A 26,221-nucleotide genomic window follows, 5' to 3' on the forward strand; every position below is an offset into this window, starting at 1 on the left:
ATTTAGCTTTTTGGGTGTTCTTCAAACAGGTCTTGAACCTTCAAGGCCTTTACTTTGAGCTGTCCAAGAGCGGTTTCCAATATTTTTTTATTCTCAGCGTTCATACCCACCCATTGAAGTCCTATCTGAAAACTGCCTGAATCATGAACGGAGCAATGAATTACCTTGGCGCGTAGCCCTGTAATGTTGACATTCCCAATTCTTAACCGGGCGTCATCAATAATCTGGCCGGATTCAAACTCAAGGCAGGAACTGACATTTACGGCGATACCGGTTTCGGACAAATTGGTTACTAAATATTCGTTTTCGCCAAAGTTTGCCCGGATATCATCTGTTAAGGAGACCGACATCCGGAACAAATGACGAATCTGGCCGCCCTCGGTATTTTCTTCGGGTATCGGCTGAAAATCTATGGAATCCTCACTCATCAGGTTTCCTCCCACGAATTAATGTCGTTAAACAGACATGACTGACCTGGCTTATCAACACCCAAGCTCAAGTTATAATAAACTAAGAAAATAATTTAACAACGTATCGAGACTTTCATGTAAATGTTTATTGAAGAAATTTAATGCGTTGAAATAAATAATATCAGGTCCTTCGTATCCATGCAAGAAAAAACAAAAGGGTGTCTTCATAAGAAGACACCCTTTTTTAAACGAATGTATCGTTAAACAGCTGCGTATTAATGTCCAGCAAGTGCAGCAACAGCAGGACCGATTGCAGGATGAACGAACAGAAGGATCATCGCAACAACCAGAGCGTAGATACACAGAGATTCGATCAGAGCAAGACCGATCAGCATGTTCACCTGGATTTTACCAGCTGCTTCAGGATTTCTTGAGATACCTGACATGGCACCATTCAAACCAAGACCCTGACCAATGCCGCAACCAAATGCAGCGATACCAATGGCAAAACCTGCTGCCCAGACACTACCAACGAGAAATTCCATGAGATTTACTCCTTTAATAAAGTATTATAAACAAACGGGCTTCTTCCAAAATCCCGTAAAAAAGCTTAATTCATTACTGTTTCATAAAATTTAATGTGCTTCTTCAATGGCGCCGGCAATGTACATGGTCGGCAGCAGGAAGAATACAATGGCCTGAATCAAAGATACAAGGATACCCATTGCCATGATGGGAAGGGGTACCAGTAAAGGACCGGCCAGCATCAGAAGGATGCCAACGACCAACTCATGCCCCATCATATTGCCGAAGAGACGCAAAGTGAGGGAGAGTACGCGTGCCAGGTGACCGATGACTTCAATAACAAAGAAAAGAGGCATAAGTGCCGGTACGGGTCCCAGGAAATGTTTAATATATTTTGCGCCGTGTTTCTTGACACCGATCACATGGCTCCATGCCACGACGATGATGGCCAAGGCAACAGTCGTGTTGATGGAAGCTGTGGGCGGATAGAATCCGGGAACCAGGCCGAACAGGTTACCTAAAAGGACAAACAGGAAAACAGTCAGCAACAGCGGATAGGAATCTCTTCCCTCTTCACCGGTAATACCAACCATAAACTCTTCAAGCCCGGAAATAATTACCTCAAAAACATTCTGAACGGTCTTGGGTACAAGGGCGACACTTTTGCCGCCAATCCAACCCAGAATAACGAGAATAATCATAGCAAACCACATGTAAGTGACATGAGGATGGGCACCTGCCCAATCTTCCAGACCAAATAAACTAAATAACGAAGTAAGAAATAGATATGGGTGTTCCACCTTAAACCGCCTCCCTGAATATAATCTTGGTTAATTCAATTGCCGCTGCTATAAACGTGCTTGCCACTACTACGGAAAGGCCTACCAAAAGCCCTGCCGGATGTACGCTGCGGTTTGCGATCAGCAGAAAAATAATCACTGCCGTCAACGCAAAACGCAGATAATATTTTACCAGAAGCGCACCGATCAGGGATTTGCCCTTTTCAAGCACCCGCTTCTGGTTGATATTCTTAGTCACTGTATTTTTAAGAACATGAAAGTTGATTGTCACAATCAAACCGCCCAGGAAAACCCCGAGATACACTTTTTGGGGGGCCAGGATCAGTGCCGCAAGGCTTGATCCGATAAAGAGAAACCAGTTGGTTCGTGTGATAAAGTCCACTATTTTCTCAAGTTCTTCCATTAATATTTTCCCGCTTTTTTTCCGGCCCTGATAATGTTGCTGAACCCGGCTGCTATGCCGACCCCAAGCCCCACCAGCAAAAGAATGGGTTTTGTACCAAAAACACTATCAAGCCAGTATCCAAGTGCCAGTCCGATGACAATGGCCAGAGCCACGGATATGCCAAGACTTGCAAAATATCCCAGCTCACGAAAGGTGTTACCCTTATCTTTCTCTGCCATTTTTATCAACCTTTCCCGGCAGCTTATTTGCCGATTTCCCCGGCAGCTGTAATCCTCAAATTGTCTTGAGAGCAAATATCATATGATCCCAATGAAGTCAACGTGAAAAAACGTTTTACATAATATCAAGGAATCCGTTGGTATACGGCCCTCTAACCCTTCCGATCAACCTTGCCGGAATATCGTTTTTCTCCATAATATCCACACATTGCACAGCCTGGTCCCGGGGCATAAAAAGCAAAAGCCCGCCCGATGTCTGGGGGTCGAACATTAAATCACTTCGCACCCGATCCGTTCCTTGTGCCACACGGGTATTCGGGGCAAAAAAACTTTTATTTTTATGGGCACCGGCCGGAAGCAGGCCCATGGCGGCATACTCCATGACCCCGTCCAGCACCCCGACCTTTTCAGTGTAAATTTCAATACGCATGCCTGAGCCTTTAGCCGCTTCAATCAAATGCCCCCCAAGCCCAAAACCTGTAACATCAGTACAGGCATGAACATGAAAATCTTTAGCGATCAGGGCCGCATGTTTGTTCAGGGTAGACATGGTTTTTACAGCCTGCTTAACCTGGTCCTCGGATGCAAGTCCACCTTTGATCGCCGTGGAGATAATGCCGGTGCCGATGGGTTTGGTCAAAATGACGGCATCACCCGCCTTTGCCCGGCTGTTGGCCCAAACCCGGTCCGGGTGCACGATACCGGTCACCGACAGCCCGTACTTGATTTCAGGATCATCCACGGAATGGCCGCCCACAAGTGCTGCGCCCGACTCTTTAATTTTATCGAGCCCGCCTTCAAGAATCCGGGGAAGAATGCCTGCGTCAAGGTCGCATGACGGAAAGCAGACAATATTCATAACCGTAATGGGTGTCCCCCCCATGGCATAGACATCGGACAGGGAATTAGCCGCAGCAATCTGACCAAAATCATAGGGATCGTCGGCCACAGGTGTCAAAAAATCAAGGGTCTGGACAATGGCCGTCTCGTCGGACAGGCGAAACACACCGGCATCATCCGGGTGTTCAAGCCCGATGATCAAATCCGGATGGAACGGTATTTCAAGTTTTGACACGATTTTATCCAGGGCCCCTGGATCCAGTTTAGCCGCTCAACCGGCGGCTTTTACTGTGCGAGTCAAAAAAAACTGTTCCGGTTTATCCATTATTCTGTATCCTTAATTTTTAAGGGCAATCACTGCGGCAAAACGTCCGGTGGCCTTGTTTTCCCTGAAAGAGTAAAACAGATCCGTACGGCACCGGGTGCAAAGCCCCATGGTTTCAATATGTTCATCCAACACACCCTGGGCCCCGAGTTGATCCCGGGAAATCTGCCAGAAATCAAAATAGGGGCGGTCCTTTTCTTTATATTGCCATAATGTTTCGGGAATTTCCCGCTTATAATTAATAAACTGTGCGCAGCAAGGGCCAAGAGAAGGAGAAATGCCGGCCCGGATGCTTGCAGGGGTACATCCGAACTGCGTGACCATGGTATTGATGCAACGGCCTAAAATATCTGCCACACTGCCCCGCCAGCCGGAATGGACATTGGCAACCACCTCTTTTTGCGGGTCGTACAGGACTACGGCCTGGCAGTCTGCCACCTGGATCGCAAGCCCCAGGCCTTTAAGGTTTGTAACGGCGGCATCTGCTTTAACTATTATAGAAGGTGCCGTCCCCTGCCCGTTCCATACAGCACCTGCCGCATCCTTTTCTGATTTAATCACGGCAATGTCAGTGCCGTGCACCTGATTTAAAAACAGACCCCGGTTCAGACCTATGGATGACAGCATCAAATTCCTGTTCCGGTTTACAATATCAGGGTCATCACCCGTGCTCAATCCGACATTCAATCCTAGAAACGGCCCTTTGCTGTATCCTTCGGCCCTGGAAAAAACGCCGTGAACCAGCCCGGGAAAAACATTCAGATGATCAAATGTTAAAGGATCAGGACCCGCCATAAAATTTTTGCCCAATACGTTCAATAATTTTTGATGTGGAAATATCTTCCTCAAACGCCACACGTTCCACGCGCCCGCCGCAGCCTTTGACAAACTCAGCGCCAATGATTTTATCCTCGGGCCAATCCGCCCCCTTGACCAGAACCTGGGGAACAATGCCTCGAATCAACGCTTCCGGATCAGGCGCATCGAACAGCACCACATGGTCAACACAGCTTAGGGCCGCCACAACACGGGCCCGCTGGGCCTGGCAGATCACAGGCCGACGATCACCTTTGATCTGCCGGACGGACAGATCGGAATTCAGACCCAGCACAAGCACATCCCCGAATGATTTTGCTTTTTCAAGGTAAGCCACATGGCCTGCATGAAGAATGTCAAAGCAACCGTTGGTAAACACGACGGTCCGGCCAAGGGTTTTGTATCCATCAGCCAGACGGCACATCTCATCCAGCGTAACAATTTTATTAGCCATATTAACCGTAGACATCCCCCCTGCGGTCCTGTCCAACGGGGATGGTTTTCCGCACCCGATCCACCAGGTCCATCTCAATGTCAGCCATGATGATACCGGACTTATCATCGCCCTGGGCAAGAACAGAACCGTTGGGATCAACAATCATGGAACTGCCCGGAAAAACAAGTCCGTTTGTATCCGTACCCGTACGGTTGCAGCAAACAAACCAAGCCTGGTTTTCAATGGCCCGTGCCTGGATTAATGTCTGCCAATGGGCCACCCGGGTAAGGGGCCACTGGGCACTGATCACAAAAAGCCGCGCCCCGTCAAGGAAAAGGCGGCGGGCAAGTTCGGGAAATCGCAGATCATAGCAGATCATTGCCCCGACGCGGCCCAGACTGGTGTCTGCCGTCACCATCTCATCTCCCCGGGCATAGTGCAAATCCTCACCCGTCAAAGGAAACAGATGCAATTTGCGGTACCTGACCCGAATCTCACCGTCCCTGTCAATGAAATAGAGGGTATTAAATACCCGACCCTCCTTTTGCTCGGGCATACTTCCGGCAACGGCCATGGATCGCTGGCGAGCAAATTCAGCCAGACGTTGAATCCCCTCTTTTACATCCGGCATCAGCCGGGCCATATTTTCATTGTCAAACCCGGTTAAAAAAAATTCAGGGCAGACCCCAAGGCATGCGCCCTGGTCAGCCAGGTGCCCCAGATGCCCAAGGGCAACAGAGAGATTGCCCCGGACATCTCCGTCTTTCACATCAAACTGCACGGCGCCGGCTTTAAACTTTGTTTCCGTGACCATATCAGCCTTTAACGCTTTATCATATCAGCGATCTGGAACGCCACCTCCAGGCTCTGCTCCGCATTAAGCCGGGGGTCACAGGTGGTATCATATCGATTGTGAAGTTCCTCACTAACAATATTTCTGGCACCACCGACACATTCGGTTACGTTTTTACCGGTCATTTCTAAATGAACGCCTCCCGGAATCGTGCCTTCTGCCCAGTGAATTTCAAAAAACCGGGTAATCTCCTTTAAAATTTCATTGAAATCCCGTGTCTTGTGTCCGGATTCAGAGGTAAACGTATTGGCATGCATGGGGTCGCAGTTCCACACGATATGAGACCCCTCTTTTTTGATTTCCCGAAGCAGGGCGGGCAGCTTTTTCTCAATGTTGCCACATCCCATTCGGGTAATCAGGGTCAATCTTCCCGGCTCATTTTCAGGATTAAGAACGTCAATGAGCTGTTTGATATTATCAATATCGTGATCCGGGCCGATTTTAACCCCGATCGGATTGAGCACCCCCTTCAAAAATTCAACATGGGCACCGTCCACCTGCCGGGTTCTCTCGCCGATCCAAAGCATATGTGCCGAACAATCATACCAGTCCCCTGTGGTGGAATCAATTCGGGTCAATGCCTCTTCGTAGGGCAGCAAAAGGGCTTCGTGGGAGGTGAAAATCTGGGTTTGGTTGATCTGGGGAATATCCGTGGTTATCCCGATTGTATTCATAAATTTTATGGCCTGATCAATCTGCCTGGCTAAACGGTCATAGGACCTGCCCATGGGGGATTGCGCCACAAACTCCTGGTTCCAAGCCTGAACCCTGTGCAGCGCAGCGAAACCGCCCCGGGTAAATGCCCGCAACAGGTTCAGGGTGGAGGCGGCCAGATAATATCCTTTAAGCATATATTTAGGGTTGGGGGTTCGTGCATTCATGGTAAATTCGCTTTTGTTGACCATGTCTCCACGATATGACGGCAGTTCAACGCCATCGACAGTTTCCGTATCTGATGATCGGGGCTTGGCAAACTGCCCGGCAATCCGGCCCACTTTTATGGCGGGTTTTCCACCGGCATAGGCCATAACAACAGCCATTTGCAGCAAAACCTTCATGGTCTCCCTGATGGTGGGTGCCGTAACCTGGGAAAAATCTTCTGAACAGTCGCCGCCCTGAAGCAAAAACGCCTCCCCTCTTGAGGCCTTGGCCAGCAGGCCCTTTAATGTTCTGATTTCCCCTGCAAAAACCAGCGGCGGCAGCAATGCCAAATCTTCAGTAACTTTTTCCAATGCTTTTTGATCCGGCCAGTTGGGTTGCTGAAGGGCCGTATAATTTTTCCAACTTGATTTTGTCCATCCATTTTGATTTGTCATGTTTTATACCGTCTTGTCCTTATTATTTCTTTTTTATAAGACTTACACAGGTCTTTCAACTTTCGTTGTGGGCTGAACCCCCGGTGAAAAACCAGGTCGGCCATGGCTGTTATTTCATTTATAATCCATCAAAAATTCACACCCCGCAATTTAGAATGTTTATCCTGAAATTGCAAAGTATACAGCGAAAAAATTTTTTGAGGTAAGCCTCCACCCGCACAAAACTCAATACTACTTTTAATAAATCAAGGCGAAAAATGATGCCGGACTTAATTTCTTTTTTACAAGCAAAAAAATATTGAAAAACCAAAACCAGAAGTATAAAACCAACTAATTAACTGAACCGGAGAAAGCGTTAACCCTCTCCGTCGCCAATACCATACAGCAGGAACATAGAATCCGTTAAGAATGCGAACGAGACGATTTCCCCAAGGCTTGGCCTTGATGGATTGATCGGCTAAGCTATGGCTATCACTTGATGATCCAGTTTTTTTTTCGTCAAACAGGAGGCTCAATACCATGATTTGGAATCAGTTTCCCCACAACGATTAGATAATATGTTAATATTATTATGTAATTTTAAAAATCGTGCCGCCAGAACCATCTTAAATTTTAAATAAACATTATAATACCGGCCCGTTACAAAAAAACTGGATCATTGAATATTATCAACAAAGCAGACCTAAAAGGGAGAAAAGTCTACAATGATGTTCAGCTCAATGAAACTAAAAACGAAATTGATGGTTTATGGCATTTTGTTTAGCGTTATTCCTCTTATTTTAATTTCTCTGATTTCTTTTTTCCAGGATGCCCAAACGGCAAAGATTGTGAGGCGCGAAACTTCAGATTTGGCTATTGAAAACTTCGAGCATCTGATTAAAGGAGTCTATTCAATCTGCGAAGCAAGCCAGGAACAGGTTCAAGAAGCAGTCAACAACTCTCTAAACGTTGCCCGGAATATCATGAAGCAACAGGGCTCTATAAAATTGTCCAATGAGACCATTGAATGGCTGGCTGTGAATCAATATACGAAAGACAAACAAACAATTTCTCTTCCCAGGGTTATTGTAGGTGGGAAATGGATTGGAAAAACAGACGATATGTCGGAAAAGTCGTCAATTGTTGATAAAGTTCAATCCTTGGTCGGGGGGACATGTACGATATTTCAACGTCTGAACGCATCGGGCAGCATGTTGCGGATTGCTACAAACGTCGTAAAAAAAGATGGGAAAAGAGCGATAGGAACCTATATCCCCGCAATCAATCCTGACGGTAAACCAAATCCGGTCATCAAAGAAGTGCTTGGTGGAAAAACATTCAGGGGCCGGGCTTTTGTCGTTGACAGATGGTACATCACGGCTTACGAGCCAATATATGATGACAACAATAACGTTGTAGGCGTTCTTTATGTGGGGATTCCCCAGGAAAGCTTTAGCGGCCTGAGAAAAGCGGTCATAGACACAAAAGTCGGTAAAACCGGATATGTTTATGTTCTTGATTCCCAAGGGAACTATGTCATTTCACATCAAGGCCGAAGGGATGGGGAAAATATACTTACCTACCAATCCGAGGACGGGTCCTTCCCGATAAAAAATATTATCAAAACGGCACACACCCTGCCTGAAAACGGTGTCGGCGTAATGAGATACAGGTGGGATGCCAAAGACGGTAAAGGCGAGGTGGAAAAAGTAATAAGGCTTATGTATTTTAAACCTTGGGACTGGATTATTGTAGCAGGATTGCCGGTTCGTGAATTTGATGCCACCAATAATATGATAGAAAAGATAAACGAAATTGCAAATAACACAGCCAAAGGCAGTGAAACGACAAACGCAGCCGTTAAAGCTGCAAAAGAGGTTTCCCAAAAGGTGGGTGAGCTTGGGAAAAGCGCATCTGAAATCAGCAAGGTAACGGAAACCATTTCAGATATTTCAGAGCAGACAAATCTCCTTGCCCTGAATGCTACAATTGAAGCTGCAAGAGCAGGTGACGCAGGCAAGGGATTTGCCGTTGTTGCAGGAGAAATTAAAGCACTTGCACAGCAGACAGCAGACGCGACAAATGAAATAGGCAACAAGATAACCGCTGTTCAAACAACAACAACCGAATCTGTTACTGCAATTAATTCCATTGTAAATATCATCAATGAAATCAATAAAATTGTAATAACTGTTGCCACCGCGATTGAAGAACAATCTGCAACAACCCAAGAGATAGCAAATAATGTAACCCAAGCTGCTCAAGGGATACAGGAAGTAAGCGAAAATGTAAGCCAAACGTCTACTATAGCAGGAGAAGTAACAAAAGATATCATCGAGGTAAGTCAGGCAGTCAACGAAATGAATGCCGGAAGCCATCAGGTAGAAACCAGCGCTGTGGAACTATCGAAATTAGCTGAACAGCTAAACAAAATGGTTGGAGAATTTAAGATATAACGGCCACGGGCCGTCCTTGGGTACATCTCCCAGGCTTCGGCCCACAACAAACATAGAAAAAATTTAATTAAAGCAGGCACCTGACAAATCAAATTCCAAAATCTCTCAATTTTTTAAAAACTGCATACATTCGCCTGCCGAAATGCGGGGTTCCCCTCATTGTTAGATAACACGTTCCAGTGTTAAATTTCACGTGCGCTATGAAGGCAATGGGAAACGCCAAAAGAGCAAAAAATGTTGCACACAAGTCATTTTCTATTGACGGGAACCAAAACTTTAAGCCTGCACCCATGAGGTTCAAGCCGTATATTCCACAGCGAAAGAAGAGGCGTCCGTGACAAAAAAAAAAGATATCAAAATTTTAATTGCTGATGACCACCAGGCCCTACGGGAGGGGCTCAAGGTTATTTTGCAGCTGGAACCTGATTTTTCGATCATAGGTGAAGCCGAGGATGGAAAACAGGCCATAAAACTGGCACAAGCCCTTGTCCCGGATGTCATCATCATGGATATGGATTTAGGCGATATGCATGGCACCCAGGCGACGGAACTGATTCTGGCCCGTCAGCCGGATATTTGTGTAATCGGTTTTTCCATGCACGTGGACCCCGATCTTGCCGAGGCCATGCACAAGGCCGGAGCAACGGCGTATCTAACCAAAAGCGACGCGCCAGATCAGCTGATTTCGGCCATACGGGGATGTTAAAAAACGGTGGGACGTGGACATCTGCATGCTGACTGGTCGTCTGAAAAACAAGGAACCAAAAACTAAAAACACTACCTGGTAAGGAGAAAAAACAGTGGAAAACAATGAAGGGGGCGCCCCCAACTTTAACGCAGCTGATTTCATGGATAAGATCAGGGTCGACGGTCAGACTTGTTCATTTTACAACCTTCATCTCCTGGACTCAAAAGCCGGGATTTCAATTGCCCGGCTGCCGTTTTCAATCCGGGTTCTGGTGGAAAATCTGTTAAGAAAATGTCACGGCGGGGAAGCTAAAGCTGCAGATGTCCTGGCCGCCGCCCAATGGCAGACAACGTATGACGCTGCACCTGAAATCCCCTATTATCCGGCACGGGTGCTGATGCAGGATCTTACAGGCGTACCTGCGGTGGTGGATCTGGCTGCCATGCGGGATGCCATTGCTGCGGCCGGCAAAGACCCGTCCCTGGTCAATCCGTCGATCACGGTGGAACTGATTGTAGATCACTCTGTTCAGGTGGATTACCATGGTACGAATAATTGCCGGCAAAAAAATGTGGTAAAGGAGTATGAGCGCAATGCGGAGCGCTACCGCCTTTTAAAATGGGCACAGGAGAGTTTTGATAACTTCCGGGTGGTTCCGCCCAACTCCGGGATCTGCCATCAGGTTAACCTTGAATACCTGGGCAGGGGCGCCATACGGTCTGAAACCCAGGGAGATGATCTTCTGTTTGCCGACACCCTGGTAGGGACCGACTCCCACACCCCCATGATCAACAGCATCGGTGTGCTGGGGTGGGGTGTCGGCGGGATTGAAGCCGAAGCCGTTATGCTGGGCCAGCCCTATTTCATGCCGCTTCCCGAAGTAATTGGCGTGGAGCTGATTGGAAAGCTCAACCCCGGTGTTACCGCAACAGACCTGGTGCTGACTGTTACCAATCGCCTGCGGCAAATGAATGTGGTGGAAAAATTTGTGGAATTTTACGGCCCCGGCCTGAGACACCTTAAAGTCCCGGACCGGGCCACCATTTCGAATATGTCTCCGGAATACGGCGCCACCATAGGATTTTTTCCCATAGACGAACAGACCATTGATTATTTTCAGATGACCAACCGGGCCGCCCAAGGCCAGGTGGTTGAAGCCTGGGCCAAAGCCTGCGGCCTGTTCAGAACCGATGGCAACGTACCCGAATTCAGCGACACCCTAAAAATTGACCTGGCGGATGTCGTTCCCAGCCTTGCCGGTCCTGCCAGGCCCCAGGACCTGGTCCGGCTCAACGAACTTGACATTTGTTTTTCCCAATTTCTGGATGAAATCTCCCCTGGGGATGCCGGCGCTAAACCCATTGACAAAAAACAAACCGATATCCGGCTCAACGATATCCCGGCTGAAATAGGGAACGGCAGCGTGGTGATTGCGGCCATCACATCATGTACCAATACATCCAATCCCTACGTGTTGATTGGTGCCGGCCTGCTTGCCATGAACGCGGTGAAAAAAGGCATATTCCCTAAACCCCATGTTAAAACCTCTTTTGCACCAGGCTCCAAAGTGGTGGTGGACTATCTGTCCGATGCCGGCCTGATGCCCTATCTGGAAGCGTTGGGGTTTCATGTGGCAGGGTTTGGATGCACCACCTGCATCGGCAACAGCGGCCCCTTGCATCCGGAAATTGAGAAGCAAATAAAAAAACAGGATCTTGCCGTGGCCGCAGTGCTGTCCGGGAACCGCAACTTTGAAGCCAGGATTCACCAGTCCGTCAAGGCCAATTTTCTGGCATCGCCCATGCTGGTGGTAGCCTTTGCCATCTGCGGGCGGGTGGATGTGAATCTTGACCAGGAGCCTTTGGCCTTAGACCCCAATGGAGAGCCGGTATATCTGAAAGATATCTGGCCCCAGGATCAAGAGATTGATGATCTGGTCGGCCGGTATGTCAAAAAAGAGGACTTTAAAAAACAATACGATCGTATTTTTCAAGGGGACAGCTCCTGGAAAAATCTGGACATTACTCAATCGGTCACCTTTGACTGGGATCCGGAATCCACCTATATCCGCAATCCCCCATATTTCAAGGATTTTTCACTGACCCACCAAACACCCAAGGGATTTGAAAATGCCCGGGCACTTTTGACCCTGGGCGATTCAGTGACCACCGATCACATCTCACCGGCCGGGGCCATTCCCGAAGCGTATCCTGCCGGTATTTACCTAAAGGAAAAAGGAATCGGCGTGGATGCCTTTAACTCCTACGGTGCCAGACGGGGAAACCATGAAGTGATGATGCGCGGGACCTTTGGAAATATCCGTATCAAGAATCAACTGGTCAGTCCCAAAGAGGGCAGCCTGACCCAAAAATTTCCCGAAGGGGACACCCGGTTTGTTTTTGATGCAGCCACCGCCTATCAGCAAGAGGAGGTACCGTTGATTGTCCTGGCCGGTAAAGAATACGGCACCGGTTCTTCACGGGACTGGGCCGCCAAAGGCTCCGCTCTGCTGGGCGTCCGGGCGGTCATTGCACGGTCTTATGAACGCATCCACCGCAGCAACCTTGTGGGCATGGGGGTTCTGCCGCTTCAATTTCAATCCGGCGAGGGATGGCAGGAACTGGGGCTGGACGGATCCGAACTGTTTTCCGTCAAAGGGATGTCCGACTTGACGACGCACAAACAACTGCAGGTTTCTGCCCAAAAATCAGACGGCAGCCATGTGACCTTCCAGGCCATTGCCCGCCTGGATACGGATATCGACGTCGAATACATGATACATGGCGGCATTCTGCCATATGTGCTTAGAAAATTAATCAAAGACGCATAACAAGGAGAAATTGCAAATGGACATTACCATAGTGATCGGTGGCGCAGCCGGACAGGGCATCCAGACCATCGGCGCCCTGTTGTCTGGCGCCTGTCGCAAGGCCGGTTATTTTGCCATGGCCGTCAATGATTTTGAATCCCGGGTTCGCGGCGGGCACAGTTTTTTCCAGATCCGAATCAGCAACGTCCCGGTCCACGCCCCACAAAAAACCGTGGACCTGCTGATTGCCCTGGACAAAAACACCTGGGAAATCCACAGTCCATCGCTTAAAGATAATAGTGTTGTGCTGGCAGATGAGGACTTTTCAACTTCGGGCAGGGTCGTACCGGTGGCCTTTGAACAAATCGCCAAAGAGACCGGCTCAAAGCTGTTTATCAACACCATAGCCGCCGCCGCAGGGCTCCGGGTGCTGGGCGCCGGTCCGGAAACGATCCAGTCCACAATCAAAGACCATTTCAGCGGCCTTGAAAAGGACCTGCTGGAAAAAAATTTGGATGCCGCCCAAAAGGGGTTTGATGCAGTTACGGATGTCTCGTTTGAAGAACAGCCCCTGGCAAATCCATCCACGCCCAAGGGCAATCTTATCTCCGGCGGCAAAGCCATTGCGCTGGGGGCGGCTGCAGCCGACTGCCGGGTGGGGGCGTTTTACCCCATGAGTCCTGCCACAAGCATTATGCAACACCTGACCGATTTGAGTGAACGCCTGGACATCGTGGTGGAACAGGCTGAGGATGAGATTGCCGCCGCCAACATGGTGATCGGCGCATCTTTTGCCGGTGCCCGTGCCATGACGGCCACTTCCGGGGGTGGGTTCTGCCTGATGACCGAGGCATTGGGGCTTGCCGGCATGACCGAAACCCCCATGGTGATCGTTAATGCCATGCGCCCCGGACCATCCACCGGCCTTCCCACACGAACCGCCCAAGGAGATCTTCGGTTTACCGTCCATGCATCCCACGACGATTTTCCAAGGTTTATATTTGCCCCGGGCGCACCGGCCCAGGCGTTTGAACAGACCCGCAAGGCGTTTCATCTGTCTGAAAAATACCAGGTGCCTGCCATTATCCTGGCGGATCAATATCTGATGGATTCTCTGTTTTTACTGGAAAAACCGTTTTTCATTAATAAGCATGTGGAACGTTTTATCATAACCGATGATGACATGCCCGATCCGGGCAGTTATGAGCGGTTTGCTGTAACCGATTCCGGTGTATCGCCCCGGGCACTGCCATGCAAGGGAAAGGCGCTGGTCAAGGTATCCAGCGATGAACACAGGCCGGATGGACATATCACCGAAGATATGGGCATACGCAACACCATGATGAAAAAACGCCATGCCAAATTGCCGGCCATGATCGAAGAGCTGGACGGCCCTGAAGCCGTTCATCCGGATGCCCACACCCTTTTGATTGGATGGGGCTCCACCGCCGGAGCCATCAAAGAGGCCACAGGCCTTCTGCGGGATCAGGGCGCGGATGTCGGTTGTCTGCTTTTTTCACAGATATGGCCGTTTCCGACGGCCGTTGCCGAAAAGGTGTTGAAAAAGAACGCCGACACAAAATTTATCGCGGTCGAGATGAATGCCGGGGCCCAGTTTGCCGGAATATTAAAAGAAAATACTGATATCGATTTCTCCGGCTATGTACTCAAATACGACGGCAGACCGTTTACAGCCCAATTTATCGTGGATGCACTCAAAGAAAAGGAGCTTGCCTGATATGTTCGATAAAGACCTTTATGAATCTGCCTACAAAAGCCAGTGGTGTCCGGGATGCGGCAATTTCGGCATCCTTGGCGCAATGAAGGATGCCTTGGCGCAACTCAATATTCTGCCGGAAAAACTGTTGATTGTTTCCGGTATTGGCCAAGCCGCCAAAACACCTCATTTCTTGAAATGCAATTTTCTGCACGGCATCCACGGCCGGGCGCTCTCCATTGCCCTGGGGGCCAAAATAGCCAACCATGATTTAAACATTATAGTCAATTCCGGAGACGGGGACTGTTATGGTGAAGGGGGCAACCATTTTATCCATGCAGCGCGCCGGAACACGGATATGACGCTTCTGGTGCATAACAATCAGATTTACGGACTGACCAAGGGGCAGGCCTCCCCGACATCCGCATGGGGCATGACCACATCCATGCAGCCCTCCGGCGTGATTTCAAAAGCCCTAAACGGTCCGGCATTGGCTCTGACCATGGGTGCCGGGTTTGTGGCCCGGGGATTTTCAGGAAACATAGACCATTTAAGCGGCCTTATTCAAGCAGCAGTGCAATATAAAGGATTCAGCGTAATCGACATTCTTCAACCCTGTGTCACCTTTAACCGGGTCAACACCGCCCAATGGTACAAAGACCGGATCTATGAGCTGGATGATACAAAGGGCCGGGATGATTTTGGCACGGCCATGGAGCTGGCCCGTGAAACTGGGGACCGGATACCTGTGGGAATTTTGTATGCCAAGGAGCAAAGAGAGTTTATCTCCCAGATTAAGGGGCTGGAAAAAGGCCCGCTCATTGACAGGCATTATGATCCGGACAGGCTGGAAAAAGTGATTCAGGAATATATTTAGAAAACCGAGAAAGGAAAGTACAGTGGCAAAATTAAGCAAAGAAGAGCGAAGAAACAATGTGATCAGCGCATTAAACCAGGCAAGAGCCATGGAACTGCACGCCATCAGCCAGTACATGAACCAGCATTACAATCTTGACGACATGGATTTCGGAGAACTGGCAGGAAAGGTCAAGCTGATCGCCATTGATGAAATGCGGCATGCAGAGATGTTTGCCGAACGGATCAAAGAGCTTGGCGGAGAGCCGACGTCCGAACTGGCCGACAAAGTCAGCAAAGGCCAGAAAGTAGACCTCATTTTCCCTTTTGATTCAAACCTGGAGGATGACACCATTGACGCATACAACGGGTTTCTGGAAGTCTGCCGGCAAAACGGTGACAGCATTACCATGAAGATTTTTGAAACCATTATTGATGAAGAGCAGATTCACCTGAACTATTTTGACAATATCGGCGGCCATATTAAAAATCTGGGGGACGCTTACCTGGCCAGGATTGCCGGCACGCCATCGGCCACAGGACTTGGCACCAGCGGGTTTGCCGTCTCCGGAGAACAGGAATAACGGCCACGGGCCGACCTGGCCTATCAACACCCAGGCTTCGGCCCACAACAAAGATAGAAAGAATCCGGTTACTTGCCGGAGACTTTCTTCTTAACAATTGGAAAGATAAAGCGGATGCCGGTTTTTTTGTCTGGCCGGTTCGCGGATAGCATATAAAATCACATTTCATTTGGTATATTCAAAGGGGCATGGTATATCAGTAACTGATGGGTACTAATTCCTAACATTACACTAATATATATAAAATTCAGGACCTTTCAGGAATCCGAAAATGAAAAGAATTGTAGTTGCTGAAGATAATACCCTGCTGCGTGAAGGGTTGTGCTTGATGATTAATTCAGATAAGAATCTTGAAGTAGTTGCCCAGGCTGCCGACGGATTTTCTGCCATTGAAACCACCCTTTCGCTTAAAGAACCGCCGGACCTGATTATGATGGATCTGTCCATGCCCAAGATGGACGGGGTCTCTGCCATCAAGGAAATCAAGCGTCAAAGGCCGGATTCCAAAATTATGGCGTTGACCATTCACGATTCGGATGAATTTATCCTGGAGTGCTTTGATGCCGGCGCATCAGGATATTGTTTGAAGGACTCGTCCCAGGACGAGTTGTTGAAAGCAATCCATGTGGTCATCTCCGGAAAGACCTATATCAGTCCTGGGATTACCGGCACCGTCATGGAAGGATTTTTAGACGGCCGCCGAAAACTGAAAAAAACAACCGCCTGGGACAGCCTCACCCAGCGGGAGCGGGAAGTTCTTAAGCTTGTGGCTGAAGGTTATACCAGCAAAGAGGTGGCCGGATTCTTATGTATCAGCCCCAAAACCGTGGAGCGTCATCGCTCCAACATTATGAACAAACTGGATCTGCACAATGTCTCTGAATTAACTGCGTTTGCCATTGAAAAGGGGCTGGTCGTATAAGCCTTCCCTATTTTATGTTATCCTGCCGGCTGCGTCCTGCAGCTGTTGAAAATTCTGTTTTGCCGCCTTTTTATACCTGTTTACCCGGTGCGGATACCGGTTCTGCAGGGTGAAAATGGGTAAATTCCCTCATGTGAAATCAAGGTTCTTTATACTAAAGTAAACCGATAGATTTCCTAAACCACTAATAGAAAGGAGGGCAGATGCAAAAATACGTGGATAAACAACAAGACCGTATCGCTGAAGGTGCGGTCCAAATGGTGGCGGGTTGTGTGGCCAATAACGTTCAAAATCTACTGGAGGCAATCCGCGGCAAAGCAATCATGGCCCTGTGTCAGGCCGAATCACCGGATGCGACCCAGGCCCATATGACACAACTTGTTGAATTTGTAGATCAAAGTTCCAGCATAGTTGATTATCTGACACAGTTTACACAGACCAGGCAGTGCCGTAAACAGCTTGTGGACCTCAACGGCATAGTAAAAACCGTAATTGAACATGCCGTCAACCAAATGAACGATGTCGTTCTGGACGTCAATCTGTTTGACTGTCCGATTCCGGTGGCGGTGGATAAGGAAAAAATCAACCGGGCAGTGACGGCGCTTATGGATAATGCCTATCAGGCGCTGCCTAGAGGAAAAGGCACAATCATTGTCGCGACCAATATTGTAAAGATGATGAACGGATCCTGCGACCTCTATGGTCTTCCCAGTGGGAAATATGCACGCCTAACGATAACAGATAACGGTGTGGGGATAGAAAAAGATGTGTTGCCCCATGTTTTTAAGGCGTTCTATTCATCTGGAAATCAACGCCATTCAGCAAGAAACGGCCTAGGGTTAACATTAGCCCGGAATATTGTAAAACACCACGGCGGGGTAATAGATATCTGGAGCACTGCCGGGCGCGGTTCGGCTTTCTCAATCTTTCTGCCTCTGGAACATCGGGCTGAGGAAAAGAACGGCACACATGCGTTAGGTACATCGTCATCTTTTCAACCCTGAGAAAAACCGAATAGGGTGTATGATGAACGGTAAAATTGAAAACGTGCTGAAAAATGGTTGCATCATCTGCCGGGAGAAACCCATGGCAATGAATAATTTTAAAAAAATTATTAGAAGTTTCCCGAAAATAATGGTAGATGCCACCCAAACCGATAATCTTAATTTTTCACCCCCCATGCTAAAAGGGAAAAAATGGCAATAACCGACGTCACCGAGAACAAGAGAAAACCAATTGCCGTTCAGGCCGCTGCCCTTATCGTAATGCTGATGGCCTTTTACATCAGCACATTTTACAATTTTCTGCTCTTTCATACCCTTGCCGAGATGTTTGCAGTGGTGACCGCCTGCAGTATTTTCATGGTGACCTGGAATGCCCGGCGATTTTTCAAAGAGAAGTCGTTTTTCACTTTTGTGGGAATCTCTTATCTTTTTGTTGGGATACTGGATCTGATACATACCATGACTTATAAAGGGGTCAATATCATGCCGGGTCTTGGATCCAACGTGACGACCCAATTATGGATATCAGCCCGCTACATTGAAAGCTTTTCATTGTTAGGGGCATTTTTTCTATTTAAAAGCCGGATCAGGGCATCAATTTATCTTCTTGGTTTTTCAGCGGTCACGGTGTTGATTTTGCTCTCTATTTTCGTCTGGCAGATATTTCCCGACTGCTATCTTGAACATGCCGGTGGTTTGACCGCGTTCAAGAGAAACAGCGAATACATTATTTGCCTGATTCTGTGCCTGGCGCTATCAGCCCTTCATCACAGCCGAAACCGCTTCGACGGGACGCTTTTCAACTGGCTGCAGGCATCCATCATCCTTACCATTATCTCTGAATTGCTGTTTACAACCTATATCGGGGTGTATGGTCCGGCCAATATGCTTGGACACTTTTTCAAAATCATTTCCTATTACTGCCTTTACAAGGCGCTGATTGAAACCGGCCTTTCAAGGCCTTACAGTACATTGTTTAAAAATCTTACCGACAGCAGGGAAAGTTATCAGGCCCTATTTTCAAATATGATCGACGGGTTTGCCAGATACCGGGTGATTTGGGATGAAAAAGGGACACCCGTGGATTATGAATTTCTGGAAATCAATCCCGCGTTTGAAAAACTGACGGGTTTCAAAGATGTGATCGGCAAAAGGATCACACAGTTGATGCCAGACATACAAAAGGACTCGGTCGACTGGATTGCCTGTCTTGGTAAGGCGGTCATACAAGGAGATCCTGTTCGTATTGAGGGACACTCCGGCCGGCTTAAAAAATGGTTTTCCGTTAATGCCTATTGTGTCAGGCACGGCGAGCTTGTCACCATTTTCGAAGATATCACCGAAAAAAAACAGGCGAGTGATGCCCTCTTTGTTCAAAGTGAGTGGCTTAAAACCACATTAAACAGTATCGGAGACGGTGTCATTTCAGCCGATGAAAACAGGCGGGTTTCATTTATTAACCCGGCCGCAGAAAGACTGACCGGCTGGCCGGGGGCGGATGCATTGGGTAAACCAATTGAAGAAATATTTTCCATAGACCTGGAACCCCGGGATTGTTCCTGCAGGCAGATACAGGAATCCTATGTTCCCGAAAACTTGCCGATTCCCCTTGCCTGCAAAGGAATGCTGGTGCGCCGGGACGATACCCGAATTCCGGTTGAGGAGACCGTCAGCCGACTTGAAAATGAAAACAAAGAGATGACCGGGTTTGTACTCATATTTCGTGACATCAGCGCCCAGCAAGAATACCAGGACGAACTTGAAGATGCCAATGAGCTTCTCGAAGAAAAAATTGGGCAGCGGACCCGGTCCCTGAACCAGACCATTAAACGCCTTGAAAAAGAGATTGCACTGCGGGTGGCGGCTGAAACCCGCTACCACAATGCCCATCAAGAGGTTCTGGCCCGGGCGGACCAACTCAGGGCGCTGGCCGGGAAGCTCACCATGGCGGAGCAGGCAGAACGCAGGCGGGTGGCAAAGGTGCTGCATGACGGTATCCAGCAGTATATGGCAGCAGCCAAGCTGCATCTAAGTGGCCTGGAACGGCAGATCCAGGATCCACAGTTGAATAAATCGGTTAGAAAAATTGAAGAAACCATCGGTACCTGCATCCAAATGGCCCGGTCATTAAGCGCGGACTTAAGTCCGCCAGCACTTTACAGGGGCGGACTGGTCTCCGGTTTAAGATGGCTTGCCGGACGAATGCAGGAACGTCATCAATTTCACATGGATTTTGCATCACAAATATCCGATGTGTCGCTTTCCGAAGACATCGTGCTGCTGGTGTTCGAGTCAGTACGTGAGCTGCTGTTCAATGCGGTCAAGTATGCCGGAACGTCAAAAGCCAAAGTAACCCTGAAAGTTAAGGGAAAAGATCGTCTTTGCCTCAGTGTCAGGGACGAGGGCAAGGGATTTGATCCATCCAACATCATGGTTTCCGATAATATGAGGCAGGGACTTGGCCTGTTCAGCATTCAGGAACGGATTGAATTAATCGGAGGAACCTTTAATATCACAAGCAGCCCAGGCAGCGGCAGCCGGTTTGATATTGTGTTGCCGTACGAACAGGAGATAACAACGCCCATTTCAGCAAACGATGCCCCCACCAGTGAATCTACCGTCTCCTCTGATGGTGATGCCGGCAAGAAAAAAAAATCAAAAAAAGATATCCGGGTGTTGCTGGCAGACGATCATGCGATCTTTCGTAAAGGCGTATTTCAAGCGCTTAAGGAAACTGCCGGTATCCAGGTCGTCGGCCAGGCTCATGATGGCATGGAGATTGTGGAGCTGGCCGGAACATTAAAACCCGATGTCATTCTGATGGATATCAACATGCCGGGCATGAACGGCATTGAGGCCACCCGCCGTATTTATAAGGCGCATCCTGAAATAAAAATCCTAGCCTTGTCCATGTATGAAAAAAAAGACTACGCCCGGGAGATCGTTTCTGCAGGTGCCATAGATTTCATCAGTAAAGGAGCTAAAGCCTCTGAAATGGTGGCAGCTATTCAGAACGCCGTAGCCGTTATTTAACATATTCCTTTTCTTTTTTGCCGATTCTGTTATGGCCGACACTTGGTTCATCCATACGGGTTGTCTGTAATTACAGGCTTTGAACAGTATCCCCTGTCGTTTAAAGATAAACGCCGATTACCTGTAAATGAGAATCCAAATGACGGAATATGTTTCATTGACAGGTAGAAATACCACCTATATTGTGACCAATATATGTAAACCAGCGGGTCTCAATTATCCAGAGGGAGGGGCATGGCAGAAAGCAAAGATGAACAAAAAAACAGAAAAAACGAGTTCCGTTAACGAAAAACCCAAAGCAGTACTGCCTTTTCTCATTGTAGGAATCGGTGCATCTGCCGGCGGGCTGGATGCATTTCAAAAATTTTTTTCTTCCTTGCCCGAGGCACCGGACATGGCGTTTGTATTGATCCAACACCTGGATCCCAATCATGAGAGCATGATGCCGGATCTGCTTTCCCGCCATACCGGATTACAAGTTCTTCAAGTCACCAAACAGACACCGATTGAAAAAAATACGGTTTATATCATCCCACCGGGGAAATATTTGGGCCTTGAAGGCGAGCACCTGGTGCTGTCCGAACCACCTGAAAGCCGTGGTATGCGGATGGCCATTGATTTCTTTTTCAAAACACTGGCTGAAAACCTTCGTGAAAAAGCGGTTTGTATCGTTCTTTCCGGGACAGGTTCCGACGGCACCACAGGCCTGCGGGAGGTCAAAGCAAACGGTGGCCTGGCCATTGTTCAAGACCCTGAAACCGCCCAGCACGACGGCATGCCCAGAAGTGCCATCAGCACAGGTGCTGTGGATCGTATTCTTGCCCCGGAAAAAATGCCGAAGGTTCTGCAGGAGTATGCCCGGCATCCCTATGTAAACGGCATAAATAAAGGGGTGCTGGAAGATACATCTGAAAATGATGATCAGCTTGAAGATATTTTGGCCCTGCTCTATGCCAAAACAGGGCATGAATTCAAACATTACAAAAAAAGCACCCTGGCCCGCCGTATTCAGCGACGGATGTCACTGAACCATATCGGCAAGGCTAAGGATTACCTTGGGTATTTAAGGAAATCCGATCAGGAAGCAGAAGATCTTTTCAAAGATATGCTGATCAATGTAACGGCCTTTTTCCGTGAGCCGGAGGCCTGGGAGATACTGGAAAAGCAGATTATACCCAAGTTGATAGAACGGTGTGATAAAAATTCGCCCATCCGTGTATGGGCGCCCGGGTGTGCCAGCGGAGAAGAGGCTTACAGCATTGCCATGCTGCTCCACGAGGCCATTGAACGAAGAGAGAAACGATGCGATGTGCAGATTTTCGGCACAGACATTGACAAGGATGCATTCCAGATTGCACGGAACGGCCGGTATCCGGAAAGTATTGCGGCCCAGGTCTCTGCTGAGCGGCTGGAACGCTTTTTTGACCGGGAAGACGGCTTTTTTGTCGTCAAAAAATATATGCGGGAATCTGTGGTGTTTGCACCGCAGTCCCTGATCAATGATCCGCCGTTTTCCAGCCAGGACCTGGTGATCTGCCGCAATCTGTTAATCTATCTGGAAGCGGACACACAATTTAAAGTGATCCGGCTTTTTCATTTTGCCCTGAAGCAAGACGGGTTTCTTTTTCTTGGCAATAGTGAAACCATCGGTTCCCAAAAAGACCTTTTTACGCCCGTTTCAAAGAGCTGGCGTATTTTTAAACGCCTGGGAGGCGGCAGACAGCCCAGAATCGAACTGCCGGTTTTCAGAACCTCCAAAACGCAGCGGACAAGAGATGACGGCACGGCGAACCGTCGCTCACGCATCAAAAGTCCGGTAGGGATTATCCACGAGGCCCTGGTCAATGTCTATGCCCCGCCGGCAGTCCTTGTGGACCGGAATTTTGATATTTTGTTTTATCAGGGTGAAACCACAAAGTATTTGAAACTGCCGGAAGGTGAACCCACACGTAATCTGCTGGATCATCTGGCGCCCGGTATCCGCACTAAAACCCGGTGGCTGCTCCAGAATGTCATTGAGACTGAGGAGCCAAACACTTTTGAGCATGTGCTGATTTTATCCCCCGAGCAGGGCCAGGAAACGATCCGTCTTGAAGCAACGCCCCTTAAACGCCCGCCTGAAGCCAAGGGGCTCATTCTAGTTACATTTTTTTCAACCCCAAGGGAGAAAAAGCCGGAAACAGAAGTGGATAGACCCGGTCCCGATCGAGAAGGCTCTGAGGAAGCGGCTATTCAGCAGCTGGAATATGAACTGCAGGTCACCCGGGAGGAACTGCAGTCCACCATAGAAGAAATGGAGACCTCCAACGAAGAGCTCAAAGCCTCCAACGAAGAGGTCATGAGCATGAATGAGGAACTTCAGTCCACCAACGAGGAACTGGAAACCAGTAAAGAAGAGCTCCAGTCTTTGAATGAGGAGTTGACCACGGTCAACAATGAGCTGCGTGAAAAGGTCAAGGAACTGGAAGAGGCAAACGATGACATGGCCAACCTTTTGGCCAGTACCCATATCCCTACAATTTTTCTGGACAGGGAAATGTGCATCAAACGGTTTACCCCCGGTGCCCTGGATGTCATGCACTTGGTTGGATCGGATACGGGCCGGCGCATTGATCATATTGTAAAGCGGTTTCAGGATGATGATTTGAGCCGGGATCTGCGCAGGGTGCTCAAGGAACTGATTCCCATCGAACGGGAAGTCTGTGTCACCCAAGAAGAAAGATACTATATCCGGCGTATTTTACCCTACCGAACCCAGGATGAGCGAATTGCCGGCGTAGTGGTCACGTTCATTGATATCACCCAGCGCCGCAGGGCTATGATGGAGATCAAGGAACGTGAGGATCAACTGAAAAAGGCGATACTTCATGCACCATTGCCAGTAATGCTGCTTGCCGAGGATGATGAAATTCTCATGGTCAGCGGGGCATGGTCCCGGATTACCGGGTATACGGAAAATGAACTTAAAACGAGCGTGAAGTGGACAGAAAAAGCACACGGAGGCAAACAGGCAGAAGTTCTTTTACATATTCGAAAAGTGCTGGATAACAAGGTCGAGGTCGATGCCGGAGAGTTTGCTGTCCGGACCAAAAGCGGCCAGGAACGGCTCTGGCACTTTCATTTTTCCCTGCTTGGCAACCTGCCAGACGGCCGGCGGATGATTATTGCAATGGCCATTGATACGACCACCCGCCGGACCTATGAGCGAAGCCTTAAAGAAAAAGAGGCGCAACTGCAGCAAATAAACGTGGCCCTTGAAGAAAAGATCTCCAGCCGAACCCGTAATCTTGAGGAAAAAACAATGCTGCTTGAAAAAATGGCCATGGAGCTATCCCAGGTGGAACAACGGGAACGGCGCAGCCTGGCCTCCCGGCTCCACGATGACCTTCAGCAGATTCTTGCTTCCGCCCGGTTCCGCCTGGACACCTACAGTCGGCAACATGGAGAAGAAGAAGACGAGATACTTTCCAAAGTTCAAACACTACTCATGGATGCCATCAACGCCTGCCGGGATATTACCTCCAATCTGGCACCTTCGGTGTTGTATGATTCCGGTTTGTTCAAAGCCCTGAACTGGGTGTGTAAGAATTTCAAAGACCGCCACGGACTGGAGGTGGCCTGCCATATTCCGGAATCTGCCGAAGACCACTTTGACCGGGAGAAATCCATTTTTATTTTTCAAAGTATTAAAGAGCTGCTTTTTAACGTTGTGAAACATGCAGAAACAGGGCATGCAAGCCTGACTGCTGATATGGACAACAACGGCTGCCTTCATATCCGGGTTCAGGACAAAGGATTGGGATTTAACCCTGAAACAATCCGTGAACACATGGCCCAACGCGGTGGCTACGGTCTGCTCAGCATCCAGCAGCGAATTGCCTATATCGGCGGAAAAGTAAAAATTATCTCAGAACCGGGGAGAGGCACATGCGTGGATATTCATCTGCCCCGGCAGGCAGGAACAAAAACCGAGTGTCACGACAGCTTCCCCGAAGAGAACGTGAGACTGGATGACTCCCTGCGCCATGTTGTGATTGTGGATGACCATCCCATTTTTCGCGAGGGCCTGAAAAGCCTGCTGGAAAATGAAAAAGATATTGTTATTATAGGTGAGGCCACAGACGGCAAAGAGGCGGTTGACAAAGTCCGGGAGCTTAATCCGGATGTAGTGCTCATGGACGTCAATATGCCGGGAATGAACGGTATCCAGGCCACCCGGGAAATCTTGAAATACCGGCCCGATGTCCGGATTATCGGTTTGTCCATCAATGCCGAAGAAGAATCTTCCGAATCAATGTTTGCCGCGGGTGCCCATGCCTATCTGCCCAAAGGCGGATTGGCATCAGAACTGATTAAGCAAATTCGCAAAAAAGAAGGATGTTAGAAGTGTCAGAGTGGAAGCTGCCGGAATCGTATGATTTTAATGGAAGGATTGTTCGATATGGAGTCCGTGGCCATGGCCCGGCCGTGGTACTGGTTCACGGTACACCATGGTCGTCCTTCAACCTTCGCCATCTTATTGAGCCGTTATCAAAAGAGTTCTGCGTATATTATTATGATCTTTTAGGATACGGCCAGTCAGACAAATCGCCAGGTGATGTCTCCTTAGGTCTCCAAAATCAGGTGTTAACGCAACTTTTGGATCACTGGGGGCTTAAAAACCCCGCCATTATCGGCCATGACTTCGGGGGTACGACAGTTCTTCGAACCTATCTCATCAATGGGTGCAAATTTAATAAAATTGTTCTTATTGATCCGGTGGCGATTTCTCCCTGGGGCTCGCCTTTTTTCCAGCACGTAAAGGCCCACCAGTCCGCGTTTGCCGGTGTTCCGGATTATATTCATGAGGCAATAGTTCGCGCCTACGTCAAAACGGCTGCGTTCATGCCCATAGATACCGAAACGCTAAATATGATTGTTTCTCCTTGGACAGATCCAAACGGGAAGGTGGCCTTTTATCAACAGATGGCACAGGCCAATTCAGGTTATACCGACGAGGTGCAACCCCTTTATCCCCTTATTACCAATCCTGTTTTAATTCTTTGGGGACGTGAGGATACCTGGATCCCAATGGAAAAAGGTAAAACGTTACATGAAATGATTCCGGGCTCATCATTACATGTGATTCCGGATGCGGGGCATTTAGTGATCGAAGAGAAACCAGATCTGCTTATGGAAAAAATTCGTCCTTTTTTCGGTATCAAGGTTTTGCAGTAGATTACTACGGCA

General features: G+C 48.6%; 21 protein-coding genes. 11 read left to right on the plus strand and 10 right to left on the minus strand.

Features of this window, described 5'->3' with window-relative positions; translation table 11 throughout:
• Positions 1-2: 2 nt before the first annotated feature.
• The 10 genes from B147_RS0125695 to B147_RS0125740 form a co-directional block, all read right to left on the minus strand.
• Positions 3-428 (minus strand): PilZ domain-containing protein, encoded by a 426-nt coding sequence (locus B147_RS0125695; protein ID WP_020590068.1) that lies wholly within the window; start codon positions 426-428, stop codon positions 3-5.
• A 257-nt stretch (positions 429-685) separates the two neighbouring features.
• The gene (atpE, locus tag B147_RS0125700; protein WP_020590069.1) at positions 686-955 is read right to left on the minus strand and encodes an ATP synthase F0 subunit C; all 270 of its coding nucleotides are present in this window, start codon (positions 953-955) and stop codon (positions 686-688) included.
• 90 nt (positions 956-1,045) lie between these two features.
• The gene (gene atpB, locus B147_RS0125705; protein WP_026259828.1) at positions 1,046-1,735 is read right to left on the minus strand and encodes a F0F1 ATP synthase subunit A; all 690 of its coding nucleotides are present in this window, start codon (positions 1,733-1,735) and stop codon (positions 1,046-1,048) included.
• Between the two features lies 1 nt (position 1,736).
• Positions 1,737-2,138, minus strand: coding sequence for an ATP synthase subunit I (locus B147_RS0125710; RefSeq protein WP_020590071.1), 402 nt, complete (start codon positions 2,136-2,138; stop codon positions 1,737-1,739).
• Positions 2,138-2,359 carry an AtpZ/AtpI family protein gene (locus B147_RS0125715; RefSeq protein ID WP_020590072.1) on the minus strand — a complete coding sequence of 74 codons (222 nt, stop codon included), beginning with the start codon at positions 2,357-2,359 and terminating at the stop codon, positions 2,138-2,140. Before B147_RS0125715 ends, B147_RS0125710 begins: the two co-directional genes overlap by 1 nt.
• Positions 2,360-2,474: 115 nt before the next feature.
• Positions 2,475-3,524: a selenide, water dikinase SelD gene (gene selD / locus B147_RS0125720; protein WP_083927986.1), complete on the minus strand. Its 1,050-nt coding sequence runs from the start codon at positions 3,522-3,524 to the stop codon at positions 2,475-2,477.
• Between the two features lie 12 nt (positions 3,525-3,536).
• Entirely contained in the window at positions 3,537-4,319 is a 783-nt protein-coding gene (locus tag B147_RS0125725) for a purine nucleoside phosphorylase YfiH/LACC1 family protein (RefSeq protein WP_033398003.1), read from the minus strand.
• A complete protein-coding gene (gene rfaE2, locus B147_RS0125730; protein ID WP_245569100.1) occupies positions 4,306-4,794 on the minus strand; it encodes a D-glycero-beta-D-manno-heptose 1-phosphate adenylyltransferase in 489 nt (162 codons plus the stop codon). The genes B147_RS0125725 and rfaE2 overlap by 14 nt, the downstream gene beginning before the upstream one ends.
• Before the next feature lies 1 nt (position 4,795).
• Entirely contained in the window at positions 4,796-5,590 is a 795-nt protein-coding gene (locus B147_RS0125735) for a carbon-nitrogen family hydrolase (protein ID WP_020590076.1), read from the minus strand.
• Between the two features lie 8 nt (positions 5,591-5,598).
• Positions 5,599-6,945, minus strand: coding sequence for a class II 3-deoxy-7-phosphoheptulonate synthase (locus B147_RS0125740; RefSeq protein WP_020590077.1), 1,347 nt, complete (start codon positions 6,943-6,945; stop codon positions 5,599-5,601).
• Positions 6,946-7,685: 740 nt separating this feature from the next.
• Between B147_RS0125740 and B147_RS33055 the strand changes: the two genes are divergently transcribed.
• From B147_RS33055 to B147_RS0125805, 11 genes are all read left to right on the plus strand, one after another.
• Positions 7,686-9,380, plus strand: coding sequence for a methyl-accepting chemotaxis protein (locus tag B147_RS33055; protein ID WP_281167916.1), 1,695 nt, complete (start codon positions 7,686-7,688; stop codon positions 9,378-9,380).
• 334 nt (positions 9,381-9,714) lie between these two features.
• Positions 9,715-10,086 (plus strand): response regulator, encoded by a 372-nt coding sequence (locus B147_RS29545; RefSeq protein ID WP_020590079.1) that lies wholly within the window; start codon positions 9,715-9,717, stop codon positions 10,084-10,086.
• Between the two features lie 94 nt (positions 10,087-10,180).
• Complete coding sequence (gene acnA, locus B147_RS0125755; protein ID WP_020590080.1) at positions 10,181-12,898, plus strand: aconitate hydratase AcnA; 2,718 nt, start codon at positions 10,181-10,183, stop codon at positions 12,896-12,898.
• A gap of 16 nt (positions 12,899-12,914) precedes the next feature.
• On the plus strand, positions 12,915-14,615 hold the full coding sequence (locus B147_RS0125760) for a 2-oxoacid:acceptor oxidoreductase subunit alpha (protein ID WP_020590081.1): 1,701 nt from the start codon (positions 12,915-12,917) through the stop codon (positions 14,613-14,615).
• A 1-nt stretch (position 14,616) separates the two neighbouring features.
• Entirely contained in the window at positions 14,617-15,471 is an 855-nt protein-coding gene (locus B147_RS0125765) for a 2-oxoacid:ferredoxin oxidoreductase subunit beta (RefSeq protein WP_020590082.1), read from the plus strand.
• Between the two features lie 22 nt (positions 15,472-15,493).
• The gene (locus B147_RS0125770; protein ID WP_020590083.1) at positions 15,494-16,033 is read left to right on the plus strand and encodes a ferritin-like domain-containing protein; all 540 of its coding nucleotides are present in this window, start codon (positions 15,494-15,496) and stop codon (positions 16,031-16,033) included.
• 271 nt (positions 16,034-16,304) lie between these two features.
• Complete coding sequence (locus B147_RS0125775) at positions 16,305-16,955, plus strand: response regulator (RefSeq protein ID WP_020590084.1); 651 nt, start codon at positions 16,305-16,307, stop codon at positions 16,953-16,955.
• 203 nt (positions 16,956-17,158) lie between these two features.
• A complete protein-coding gene (locus tag B147_RS0125785) occupies positions 17,159-17,959 on the plus strand; it encodes an ATP-binding protein (RefSeq protein WP_020590086.1) in 801 nt (266 codons plus the stop codon).
• Between the two features lie 192 nt (positions 17,960-18,151).
• A complete protein-coding gene (locus B147_RS30775; RefSeq protein WP_020590088.1) occupies positions 18,152-20,992 on the plus strand; it encodes an MASE3 domain-containing protein in 2,841 nt (946 codons plus the stop codon).
• Between the two features lie 250 nt (positions 20,993-21,242).
• Positions 21,243-25,376 carry a chemotaxis protein CheB gene (locus B147_RS30780; RefSeq protein WP_169400733.1) on the plus strand — a complete coding sequence of 1,378 codons (4,134 nt, stop codon included), beginning with the start codon at positions 21,243-21,245 and terminating at the stop codon, positions 25,374-25,376.
• Complete coding sequence (locus B147_RS0125805; RefSeq protein ID WP_425387047.1) at positions 25,370-26,209, plus strand: alpha/beta fold hydrolase; 840 nt, start codon at positions 25,370-25,372, stop codon at positions 26,207-26,209. The genes B147_RS30780 and B147_RS0125805 overlap by 7 nt, the downstream gene beginning before the upstream one ends.
• Positions 26,210-26,221: the final 12 nt, after the last annotated feature.

The sequence above is a fragment of the Desulfobacter curvatus DSM 3379 genome, assembly GCF_000373985.1.
Taxonomy (GTDB): domain Bacteria; phylum Desulfobacterota; class Desulfobacteria; order Desulfobacterales; family Desulfobacteraceae; genus Desulfobacter; species Desulfobacter curvatus.

Coding starts and splice junctions, on each gene's coding strand:
- B147_RS0125695 (WP_020590068.1), bottom strand. CDS start 428: ATGAGTGAGGATTCCATAGATTTTCAGCCGATACCCGAAGAAAATACC.
- atpE (WP_020590069.1), bottom strand. CDS start 955: ATGGAATTTCTCGTTGGTAGTGTCTGGGCAGCAGGTTTTGCCATTGGT.
- B147_RS0125710 (WP_020590071.1), bottom strand. CDS start 2,138: ATGGAAGAACTTGAGAAAATAGTGGACTTTATCACACGAACCAACTGG.
- B147_RS0125715 (WP_020590072.1), bottom strand. CDS start 2,359: ATGGCAGAGAAAGATAAGGGTAACACCTTTCGTGAGCTGGGATATTTT.
- B147_RS0125725 (WP_033398003.1), bottom strand. CDS start 4,319: ATGGCGGGTCCTGATCCTTTAACATTTGATCATCTGAATGTTTTTCCC.
- rfaE2 (WP_245569100.1), bottom strand. CDS start 4,794: ATGGCTAATAAAATTGTTACGCTGGATGAGATGTGCCGTCTGGCTGAT.
- B147_RS0125735 (WP_020590076.1), bottom strand. CDS start 5,590: ATGGTCACGGAAACAAAGTTTAAAGCCGGCGCCGTGCAGTTTGATGTG.
- B147_RS0125740 (WP_020590077.1), bottom strand. CDS start 6,945: ATGACAAATCAAAATGGATGGACAAAATCAAGTTGGAAAAATTATACG.
- B147_RS33055 (WP_281167916.1), top strand. CDS start 7,686: ATGGTTTATGGCATTTTGTTTAGCGTTATTCCTCTTATTTTAATTTCT.
- B147_RS0125760 (WP_020590081.1), top strand. CDS start 12,915: ATGGACATTACCATAGTGATCGGTGGCGCAGCCGGACAGGGCATCCAG.
- B147_RS0125765 (WP_020590082.1), top strand. CDS start 14,617: ATGTTCGATAAAGACCTTTATGAATCTGCCTACAAAAGCCAGTGGTGT.
- B147_RS0125775 (WP_020590084.1), top strand. CDS start 16,305: ATGAAAAGAATTGTAGTTGCTGAAGATAATACCCTGCTGCGTGAAGGG.
- B147_RS0125785 (WP_020590086.1), top strand. CDS start 17,159: ATGCAAAAATACGTGGATAAACAACAAGACCGTATCGCTGAAGGTGCG.
- B147_RS30775 (WP_020590088.1), top strand. CDS start 18,152: ATGGCAATAACCGACGTCACCGAGAACAAGAGAAAACCAATTGCCGTT.
- B147_RS30780 (WP_169400733.1), top strand. CDS start 21,243: ATGAACAAAAAAACAGAAAAAACGAGTTCCGTTAACGAAAAACCCAAA.
- B147_RS0125805 (WP_425387047.1), top strand. CDS start 25,370: ATGTTAGAAGTGTCAGAGTGGAAGCTGCCGGAATCGTATGATTTTAAT.